General features: G+C 37.6%; 10 protein-coding genes and 1 pseudogene. 5 read left to right on the top strand and 6 right to left on the bottom strand.

What is annotated here, in order from left to right:
* Positions 1-157 precede the first annotated feature (157 nt).
* The 3 genes from QL989_RS17955 to QL989_RS17945 form a co-directional block, all read right to left on the bottom strand.
* Positions 158-838 (bottom strand): haloacid dehalogenase type II, encoded by a 681-nt coding sequence (locus QL989_RS17955; RefSeq protein WP_290171498.1) that lies wholly within the window; start codon positions 836-838, stop codon positions 158-160.
* 195 nt (positions 839-1,033) lie between these two features.
* A complete protein-coding gene (locus tag QL989_RS17950) occupies positions 1,034-2,065 on the bottom strand; it encodes a substrate-binding domain-containing protein (protein ID WP_290171497.1) in 1,032 nt (343 codons plus the stop codon).
* 332 nt (positions 2,066-2,397) lie between these two features.
* Positions 2,398-2,694, bottom strand: coding sequence for a hypothetical protein (locus QL989_RS17945; RefSeq protein WP_290171496.1), 297 nt, complete (start codon positions 2,692-2,694; stop codon positions 2,398-2,400).
* 160 nt (positions 2,695-2,854) lie between these two features.
* Between QL989_RS17945 and QL989_RS17940 the strand changes: the two genes are divergently transcribed.
* From QL989_RS17940 to QL989_RS17925, 4 genes are all read left to right on the top strand, one after another.
* The gene (locus QL989_RS17940) at positions 2,855-3,286 is read left to right on the top strand and encodes a hypothetical protein (RefSeq protein WP_290171494.1); all 432 of its coding nucleotides are present in this window, start codon (positions 2,855-2,857) and stop codon (positions 3,284-3,286) included.
* A gap of 120 nt (positions 3,287-3,406) precedes the next feature.
* Positions 3,407-3,805, top strand: a complete 399-nt coding sequence (locus QL989_RS17935) for a hypothetical protein (protein ID WP_290171493.1) — start codon at positions 3,407-3,409, stop codon at positions 3,803-3,805.
* 585 nt (positions 3,806-4,390) lie between these two features.
* Positions 4,391-4,600, top strand: coding sequence for a hypothetical protein (locus QL989_RS17930; RefSeq protein ID WP_290171491.1), 210 nt, complete (start codon positions 4,391-4,393; stop codon positions 4,598-4,600).
* Positions 4,601-4,793: 193 nt separating this feature from the next.
* Entirely contained in the window at positions 4,794-6,101 is a 1,308-nt protein-coding gene (locus tag QL989_RS17925; protein WP_290171489.1) for a DKNYY domain-containing protein, read from the top strand.
* A 93-nt stretch (positions 6,102-6,194) separates the two neighbouring features.
* Here QL989_RS17925 and QL989_RS17920 read toward each other — a convergent pair.
* Positions 6,195-6,305, bottom strand: a pseudogene (locus QL989_RS17920) (haloacid dehalogenase type II); the annotation flags it as partial.
* A gap of 237 nt (positions 6,306-6,542) precedes the next feature.
* Positions 6,543-7,433, bottom strand: a complete 891-nt coding sequence (locus QL989_RS17915; protein WP_174375335.1) for a LysR family transcriptional regulator — start codon at positions 7,431-7,433, stop codon at positions 6,543-6,545.
* Positions 7,434-7,536: 103 nt separating this feature from the next.
* Here QL989_RS17915 and QL989_RS17910 point away from each other — a divergent pair, with 103 nt between their 5' ends.
* Positions 7,537-8,655, top strand: a complete 1,119-nt coding sequence (locus tag QL989_RS17910) for an FAD-dependent monooxygenase (protein WP_290171486.1) — start codon at positions 7,537-7,539, stop codon at positions 8,653-8,655.
* 193 nt (positions 8,656-8,848) lie between these two features.
* Here QL989_RS17910 and QL989_RS17905 read toward each other — a convergent pair whose 3' ends face one another.
* Positions 8,849-9,514 carry an NAD(P)H-dependent oxidoreductase gene (locus QL989_RS17905; protein ID WP_290171484.1) on the bottom strand — a complete coding sequence of 222 codons (666 nt, stop codon included), beginning with the start codon at positions 9,512-9,514 and terminating at the stop codon, positions 8,849-8,851.
* Positions 9,515-9,617 lie beyond the last annotated feature (103 nt).

Below are 9,617 nucleotides of genomic sequence, written 5' to 3'. Positions count from 1 at the left end.
TATGGGGAATAACCACACCACATAGGCTCTGCCTTGCCTAAATACCAAACAGACTGCTGCAAATTCAACCTTGAAAGATCAACAGACCCTAAAAAAGCTAGGTTTGTAAGCGCAAACCTAGCCTTTCATTGGTGTAATTTAACCCCTGCCAACTAAATCACTGGTTATTATTTGCCAGCTTTGTTTTTAAATCATGTAAATTGCACGCCGTTATTGTAGGCTCAAGCTCCCAGGGATCAAAAATAGCCTCATTTGAGCGCTGTATCCACGCAGCACGCATACCGTGCGACAACGCCCCAATAACATCAAACGGGTTACTCGATATAAGCCAGGTATTAGCGCCGGTTGAATTTGCCTGACGTAAAAAGTGACTATACACACCGGGGTTGGGTTTAAAGGTTTTAATGTCATCGGCGCTCACTACGCCTTCAAAGTAATCACTTATACCCGCCGTTTCGAGCAAGGTATTTACCGCACTGGCAGCACCATTAGAAAACGCAAACAACCGATAGTTTTGTGCTTTTAAGCTCTCAAGCCCTGCTTTAACGTCATCGAATGCGGGTAGGGTTTTATAACGCGCTAATAACTGTGCTTTTTGCTCATCGCTTAAAGTTACCTTGTGCAGTAAACACGCATAATTAAGTGCCTGCTCAGTACACACGGAAAACGGCACGTAGTTTTGCATTAAGCCACGCCTAAACGAATATTCGAGTTGTTTTTCACGCCAAGTAGTTGAAAATGCGTGCGCGTTATCACCAACCATATTTTCAAGTAACGACACCACGCCATGAGTGTTTATAAGCGTACCGTATACATCAAACGCCAGTGTAGTTGCCATTAATGACTCCTGTTTAAATCGTTACTAAAACGCAATTTTATTGCTTTGTATTAATTACCTTATCAGTTAATAAAGTACAGTAACAGCGCCCGCGTTTTAAGCAGTTACTGTAAACCCCCGTTACGGTTTGGTTAAAAATAGCGCATGAGGAATAGGGGGTTTAAAGTGAAGGTTTTACCAGCTTGAGGTTAAATATTAATAATTTACAGTACATGTTTGGGCATTGCTTTGTTGGCAGTAATGAAAGTCTAAAAAATAAAACGCTTTTGCAGGCTTTTTATTATGCTTAATTACGTCATACATTAACTGCGCACTGAGTCGCCCCATTTCATATGGGTTTTGACCAACGTTTGATGAAGATAACCCTTTGCTAAGTGCGTCTAATTGTATTTTTTCGGTATCTGCTGAAACAATAACAAGTTCTTTTGAATCAAGTTTATGTTTGTAGGGTGTCATCAAGTTTATATACTCAGTATTAAATTGCGCAAAGCCGGCAACAGCAACAAATGCAGGAGGCTTGTCCATCTTAGTAAGGCTTTTTACTTGCTCTAACGAGGCACCCCTTTTTCCTAAACTATAAAGAGGGCAGCGGTTATACTCGCTCCAGCCATTTTCACCCGACAAGCGCTGACTACTTTGCCCAGAAAGCGCAAACCTAACACCTGCGATTCTTTTATTTAAGTTTGGTGAAGTAGGATGACCAGATTGAATACAAACACGCTTATTTTCTTCACTTACTAAATTCTTTAATTGATTGCCTAACGCAACACCAAAGTCAAAATTATCAGTACCAACGTAAGCGAGCCTGTACTGGTGATCTTTTGCTAATAAGTCTGAGTCAAAAGTAATAACAGGAATGTTTTTTTCAAATAAATCTTTAAGGGCTCTCTCTACCAAATAATCAGAATCTGATATTGAAACTAATAAACCATCAATCCCACTTTTTATCATGTCATTAATAATTAAAGCTTGGGTTCGAATATCTTGATAATCATCAGGCCCATCATATTTACAGGTAACGTCAGACTGTGATTTTGCAAACTCGGTACACCCTTTGTATGCCTGAATGTAAAAGCTATCGTTTTTAGTTTTTCCTACTATGCCAATGACAAATTGAGCATTTGCAAAAAATGGCAAACACAGCAGCATAAAAAATAATGAAAACGATATTTTAGGTTTGTAAATAGAACAAGAGCTGTAAATAAACTTAGGTTTAATAAAAAACAACGACCAGTATCCTTAATTAAAACGGCATTAATTACAAATTGATATATCAGAATAGCACTTCAAAACAATATAGCGACCACATTGAATATAAATTAAAAAACCAAAAAATAATCCTTAATCGCAATGCTTTTACACAAAGCAATGGCAATAGTAATCTTTTGCTAACGAACAGCTTGCATTCAGTTGAATACTGTAAACCCCAGTTACGGTTTGGTTAAAAATACCGCATGGTAAGGTGGGGTTTTTTCGTTTCTTTTGAAAGAGAGTTTACAAAATGCTGTGGAAATCAATTCTGCAATTTCACATTAATCTAATTAAAGTTAAGCTTTAAATTAATTGAGAAGTGGGACAGACCACCATGTAGGCTGAAATATAACGACAGGAATGAGGGCTAATGCTAAAAGCCAAAATATAGCAGCTTGAGCTCGGCTTTTACTAATACGGTAAGACAGTAGCCATAAAAAGAAACTAACTATCATCACAACAAAATATAATAATACTCCATAAACGCCAATACCTTTACCGGCTAAAATAAACTCACTAAATGTGAGGGTTAAGTAAACTTCCGTCCCCACGGCCAATAAAACAGCAACTAAAAATAAGAAACTTCCCATAAAATGTCTGTTCATTATCGTAACCCTAAATCATATAATGGCTTGGCTAACTCTTTTTAGTTATGTTGTGATGAGTTGGCTTCTAATTTAACCAGTGGCAATATTAACCGCCATTTTGCTGCGTTATAAACCACCAAAATGATGCTTTGTAAACTGCCACGTGTATAAGGATAGTATGAAGTACCTATTAAATAGCTTGGTGTTATTAATCTCATTTCAACTTAATGCTCAAGAGATCAAAGTTAATACCGGAAAGTATTCCGATTATTATCACATGAAATACGAACTTACTTCAGGCAATTATTCTGTAAACTCTGAATATGGATTTTCTAAAGGTGGTCAATTTGAAGTATTTGTTCCTAAGGAACGCTTTCCAATCGCCGCTCCAAGTTGCAAAAAGGATATCATAATTCGTATGCCGCACTCGGGCTCCGAAAAACGTAAACGAGCCCTATACAATGAGCTATTGCTGTCCAAAACTATTACAGTTACATTGGAGCTGAATCCATATGTTAAGGTCTTAAAAAAAGATCCATTACAAGTTGAGTTAAAGTATTGCAATGTATTTTTCAGACAAAGAGCTGGCGACTATTTTGATCAGCTTTAATGCATATAATGAGGGTAAAAACACTAGATTATTGCCCTCTCGTTGCTTATATCAGCCAGCTGCTTTTAGCCCATTATTGGGGCATTATATTTCTCTATGAATTCTAGGTGAAATTTACTTATGAAAGAAAATCGTTTTATTTTTTCAAACCATGATGAACTAGTTTTGTTGTTTGATGAGTCTCAGCCAGCATATGAATCATTCAAAGGAGACTATACTAAGAGTCGGTACGGGAGTTATCAAAACTTACTCGATATGCCTGAATATCAACTAGACTATTCACCTTTCGTAGAATTAGCCCTTGAATGTGGAATGAGTTCGTTTAGTTTGAAGCGCAGTAACAAAACGGGGCTTATTTATGCTTGGAATACAAACATTGGAGGACATGCTCCAAAGCTTGAACTTCGACCTGTGAAACTTCAACATGTAATGGATATGCATCTTATGAAAAAGTACCATGAAAATAGAGCTTATGAACTAGGTTGTAATATCGATATTGATGCAGCGTATGAAATATAACAGAGATTATGTTGCATCGACTCCCTGCAGGTAGCTTCCTTTCAATCGATAATACCAAGCGGCTCAATTAAACTTAACTAATAGTGCTGGGCTTTCATTATCCCAGATAACACTCAACCAACCTAAAACCTTTTTCTAGCACTTTCAACTTTGTAATTTAACTAAAAACCCCTTTTACGGTTTGGTCAAAAATACCGCACATCAAGATGTTTTTAAATCAAGTAATAAATAAACAGCGCTTTTAACTCCGAGACGCACGCTTTGTTTTTGGATGGATAGGAAGGTTGTTGAATTAATAAATGCTAGTTGCAAGTCAAACTAAGTAATAGCTAAAAAAAGCAGGGAGTCTGGTTTTTTACTGATAGGCAAAATATAGGTAATTGGTCAGCCAAAGCATTTATGTCTGAAGTCAAGATTTGGCCCTAGGTTTGGCTAACTCGTTTCGGCGATTATCTCCTTTGCTTAGAGGTAAAGTATATAAAAACAGTTATTCGGTTTACATAAGTCATGGCTATTAAATGTAAAATAGACTCAGTTTCAGCTAACTTTTCTATAAAATATTAAAAATTCACAACGAGATTAAAATTGACGAATAAAGATAAATTTAAATTTATATTACAACAGGAAGTTATATACCTCTCCTTATCATTACTAGTTGCTTTAGCATCATTGCTTAATCATGATATTTATGCAGCAGGAAGGGTTTTTCTTTATACAGCACTATTTTTCCAACTTATTATTCTTATTATGGGCTGGGATGTAATAACAAAAAGAAATGATAAAAATATAAAGTAACCTCATGTAAATTCACACTAAGCAATTGGAGGTTATTCATTCTTTCAAAATGATCTTTTTTGCCTGCTATTACTGTGGCACAGAATTCTGAACATCCTCTTCATCTTGTGATAATCATTAGCAGCCAGTTAAACATGGTGCTATAAATATGTTACTTTATCCGCTGATATATTTAATAGCTATGGAAAGATAAATGAAAATACTCATATGGATTGGAATTATATTTTTAGCCATCCCCCTTGTTGGTGCCTTAATTGCTCTTATTATTGGCTTATATGTTAATAACCCTAGCACACATAACGCGACTGCTTTTGATAGTAAAATTAGCAATCAATATTACCTACGAGACGGTAAAGTTGTTTATGTTTTAGATGGCAATTTTTTCCAAATTGGAGGCTCCCCAATAGAAGGAGCTGACCCTGATACATTCAGTGTGATTAGTCAGTCTTACGCTAAAGATAATAATAGTGTTTATTACGACGGAAGACGAGTTGAGGGTGCAGATCCTAGCTCAATTCAGTTGGTAACATCGGGTAGTAATGCGAGTAAATATGAATCTGGCTATCTTATTAGTGGTGGCAAAGTTTTTTGTTATGGGCAAGTGATAGAAGATGCAGACGCCGCTTCGTTTTCTTATTTGCTTGGCTCATACGCCATGGATAAAGAATATTTATATTACTACATCGATGTTAAATTTCCACGTAAAACAATGCCAGAAGCGATTAAAAATGCGAACGAGCGTTATCTTCGTCATGGTGAGCAGGTAATTTATCAGGGAAAAATAATTAGTAACGAAGCCAGTCGTTTTAAAATTATAAATGATGAGTATGCCGTAGACGGACAGCATGTTTATTCACATGGTGAGATTGTTGAAGGCATGGTAGCCGATGGCTTTACGGTGATTACGCCTTACTACAGAAAAGATAAAAACCAAGCGTACTACTTTAATACACCCATACCAGAAAGTGATCCATCTACATTTAAAGTATTAAATGATTCTGTTGCCAAAGATATTAAGCATGTTTATTACAGAGGTTATATTGTTGACAATAGAACGGTGGAAGAAGTGAGTCGGTCTGATGCCAGCGAGCTTGAGAAGATGTGGAAATGGAAATCTCTTCACTTAAGCCCAACGCGGGTGATTTTGGTCCCTACTGATGATGTTAAAGACATTACAAATAATTTTTATGCTTACAATAACGAAGTGTATAGCAGAAATAATAAACTGCTCGGTGTTAAACCTGAAGACGTGGTTATTCTTGATGATGGAAAAACGTTTGTCCGTATAGGATCTCAAATTTTTTATTATAATGCTGTAGTTGAGGGTGCAGATCCAAACACTTTCACAGTAATAGCTGATCGTTTCTCAAAAGATGCAAAGCATGTTTATTGGGAAGTTTATAAGGTAGTCGACGCCGATCCATTAACCTTTGAATATGAAGAAAATTTATATGCAGACGAGAACGATGCGGGTAAGTACTACTTAAAAAGATGGGAATAAACGCTCAAAGGTACAGGGTATGACTATCTACTCTGTATCTTTATTTTGTAGCCTGAGAAAGCCCCCACAACAATATCGACGTTTGATGATTTTGCCGCGTCTAAACGGGTATTCAAGCTGTTTTTCGCGCCAAGTAGTTAAAAATGCGTGCGCGCTATCGCCAATCATATTTTCAAGTAACAACACAACGCCATGGGTGTTTATAAGCGTACCTTATATATCAAACGCCAGTGTAATTGCCATTAATGACTCCTGTTTAAATCGTTACGAAAGCGCAATTTTACTACTCAATATTAATCACCTTATCAGTTAATAAAGTACAGTAAAAGCACCCGCGTTTGTGCAGTTACTGTAAACCCCCGTTACGGTTTGCTTAAAAATACCGCAAGGTAAAGTGGTTCTTTTGTTTCTTTTGGAGGAGAGTTTAGAAAGGGTATGTCTTTATATGAACAGCTGGCAGTAGTTACTCTGCAAATGATCCAAAAAAGCGGTTACTTTCACTAAAGGGTATTTTCGACCAGAATAAAGTGCATGCAAAACTAAATCCTCGGGCTCATCAGGCAAGTTAATTTTAACCAAATCGCCTTGCTCTAACTCCGTAAGGCAAGCGTTCAAGGGGAGTATTGCAAATCCTAATCCTTTTAGTGCTGCAGCTTTTGCCATTTGCCCGCTGTTTACCTTATAGCTGGATACGACACTAATAGCCCCTGCTTTTTTGAATCGCCAAGGCATTCCTTGTAATACAGATAAACTAGTAATACAGGGAGACTTACTCAGTTTATCTATTGATTCTGGAGTAGGGTACTTTTCAAGTAAACAGGGTGCAGCCACCACATAACTTGGCCAACGCAGCAACTCTTTAGCAACCCAGCCAGAATCTTCTAATGACCCACGACTAAAACGTAGTACCAAATCAAACCCCTCAAGTAATCCCTCTGCAGGATTGAGCTGAGTATCGCAACTCAGTTTTATTCTAGGGTGTTTGTGGCAAAAATCAGCTATAGCTTCAGCCATGAAAGGGAGATCAGGTGTAATTATTTTAAGATGCCCAGCTATCGAATCACCCACTTGATGAACTTCTTTCAGCGCATCACCCATCGCCATAATAAGAGGAGATAAGCTATGATAAAGCTGCTCTCCTGCTGCTGTTGCTGTCATTTTACGAGTTGTGCGCTCTAATAATCGAATATTTAAGGCTTGCTCTAATAAAGCAACATGTCGGCTAATGTTAGAGGTTGGCAATTGGCGTTGCTCTGCTGCTCGCTTAAAACTTAGCTGCTCGTATACTTTTTGAAAGCTCAACAGCCATTGCATATCAATATTCTCTAGCACTATTACCTCACAATATGGGATTAACAAACCAACAGTAGCACATTTATCCCAATAAATGATTTTGAAATAATCATTGTGTCTTTCAACAATATGGAATAAGCAAATGAGTAAGGTTAATCATATAGCTATTATTGGGGCCGGGGTTGCAGGTTTAGCATTCGCTATTTTTGCAAGAAAACAAGGCATAAAAGTGACCATATACGAAAGGAATAGTCATTTTTCCTCAATAGGCGCAGGGGTTACCCTGTGGCCAAACGCTATGTTTGTAATAAAGCAAATGGGTTTAATCAATAAGTTTAGCCAACTAGGTGGTCAGCCAAGCTTTATGCGCCAATTTAGCCGCGCTGATACACAACACGCTGAGTTTGATATTAAAGCACTTAATTCAACAAGCGGCTTTCCCACGATCACTATTTTGCGCCGAGATTTAATAAGTATTTTAGCTCGCGAGCTCAAAAGCCTGAGCGCGACAATTCATTTTAATCGCTCTATAAATACTGAGGATATTCATCAACTAAAAAAACAATTTGACCTAGTGATAGGCTGCGATGGGCGTATGCATTCAGCAGCTCGCGAACTTCTTTACCCCAATACTGTACTTCCCAAATATCAGGGCTTCATCAACATCATTGGCATTAGCAAAATGGACTTAGCTGCATTTAACCAAAGCATTCACGACTACCGCAACAAAACAGAACGATTTGGCATAGTGCCTGTGGCAAATAATTTTTGTTATTGGGCTGCTGCTTGGCCAAGTAAAATAGACAAAACCAAACAAATAGACGATTGGTATAATGAAATGCGTTTGCGCTTTAAAAACTGGCCTGAAAAAATCCAAACAGTATTTAATTACAGCGAACAAAACAGCATAAAGCAGCTATTTGTACATGATTTAGATCCACTTCCATATTGGCATAATGAAAATTTACTGATTATCGGTGACGCAGCCCACGCCCCATTACCTACATCTGGACAAGGCGCCAGCCAAGCACTTGAAGATGTATGGCATTTGTCTCAAATACTTAATAAAGGTGAGCAGCTCGAAACCGTTTTAAAGCGATTTTATGAAACGCGAATAAATAAAACCACAACCGCACAGCAAATTGGACGACAAGTGGCTAAGCAAATATTTACTCAGCAACCATCACAAGACTCAGCAACGCCAGAAATCTCTGTTACTCAGCTTAGTCAGTTCTATATGCAAGGGCTAAATGAGGTTTAGAAGTATAAAAAGTAAATATTAAAATAACATCAAGGAGGAACCTAAACTATTTGTAGGGTATAAACACCTAGCTGACAATAAAAGCTTATTATGGTCATCTTTTCAGCCTCAGCTTTTCATCTCAACACTGTAAACAGGCAGCGGTTTCGTTAAAAATACCGCAAGGTAAATGCGGTATTTTTATATTTAAATATTATTGATTACTTAACTGTAGCCCTAGCGCTGCTGCTTGGCTATAAGCATTATCGAGCGATAGTTGATGGCGTACATCGGCAAACTCTTGGTATTCTGAGGCAATTTCATGAATGGTGCTCACGCCTAAATATTTACTCAACGTACGTAAGTGCGGCACTAAATGGCTCATATGCTCACGTATGCCACCTTGCTCAAAACCAAACTCACCGGTTGAGGTGATCACAACTAATATTTTACCGTCCAGCAAAGGCTGCAGTGGGAAATCCCCACGGGAAAGATCAAAATCAAAAGTTTGGTTTATACGTATCACTTGATCAAACCATGCTTTTAACTGTGCGGGCATACCGTAGTTATACATAGGCGAGGAAATCACAATAATATCGGCAGCGGCAATTTCAGCGATTAATGTGTCTGACAAGGCCAGTAACTGATGTTGCTCAGCAGTCTTTTTATCATCAGGTGTAAATACTGCGCCTATCCAGTCTTGGGTAATAAAAGACGGAGGATTCACACCAACATCACGATAAAAATACTCATCTATAGCTTGGCGCTTTGCAAAGCTATCAATAAAATGCTTAGCAATATTTTTAGAGATTGAATCGTGATCTGGGTTGTCGTTTTTAACAGCTCTTACGCTTGCATCAACGTGAAGTAGGGTAGTCATACTGTTTATCCTATTAGTAAATGTAGGTTAATCATCTTACTAACAGGCATATTTCACAAACGAGTAAACCTTAACTATAAATAAGTTATATTCATCTATAAGT

The organism is Pseudoalteromonas sp. APC 3224, assembly GCF_030407535.1.
Taxonomy (GTDB): Bacteria; Pseudomonadota; Gammaproteobacteria; order Enterobacterales; family Alteromonadaceae; genus Pseudoalteromonas.
This window is presented reverse-complemented; position numbering and strand designations above follow the sequence as displayed.

What these genes read in the sequence shown, in the direction of transcription:
- QL989_RS17955 (WP_290171498.1), bottom strand. Translation starts at nt 838, where the DNA reads ATGGCAACTACACTGGCGTTTGATGTATACGGTACGCTTATAAACACT.
- QL989_RS17945 (WP_290171496.1), bottom strand. Translation starts at nt 2,694, where the DNA reads ATGAACAGACATTTTATGGGAAGTTTCTTATTTTTAGTTGCTGTTTTA.
- QL989_RS17940 (WP_290171494.1), top strand. Translation starts at nt 2,855, where the DNA reads ATGAAGTACCTATTAAATAGCTTGGTGTTATTAATCTCATTTCAACTT.
- QL989_RS17935 (WP_290171493.1), top strand. Translation starts at nt 3,407, where the DNA reads ATGAAAGAAAATCGTTTTATTTTTTCAAACCATGATGAACTAGTTTTG.
- QL989_RS17925 (WP_290171489.1), top strand. Translation starts at nt 4,794, where the DNA reads ATGAAAATACTCATATGGATTGGAATTATATTTTTAGCCATCCCCCTT.
- QL989_RS17910 (WP_290171486.1), top strand. Translation starts at nt 7,537, where the DNA reads ATGAGTAAGGTTAATCATATAGCTATTATTGGGGCCGGGGTTGCAGGT.
- QL989_RS17905 (WP_290171484.1), bottom strand. Translation starts at nt 9,514, where the DNA reads ATGACTACCCTACTTCACGTTGATGCAAGCGTAAGAGCTGTTAAAAAC.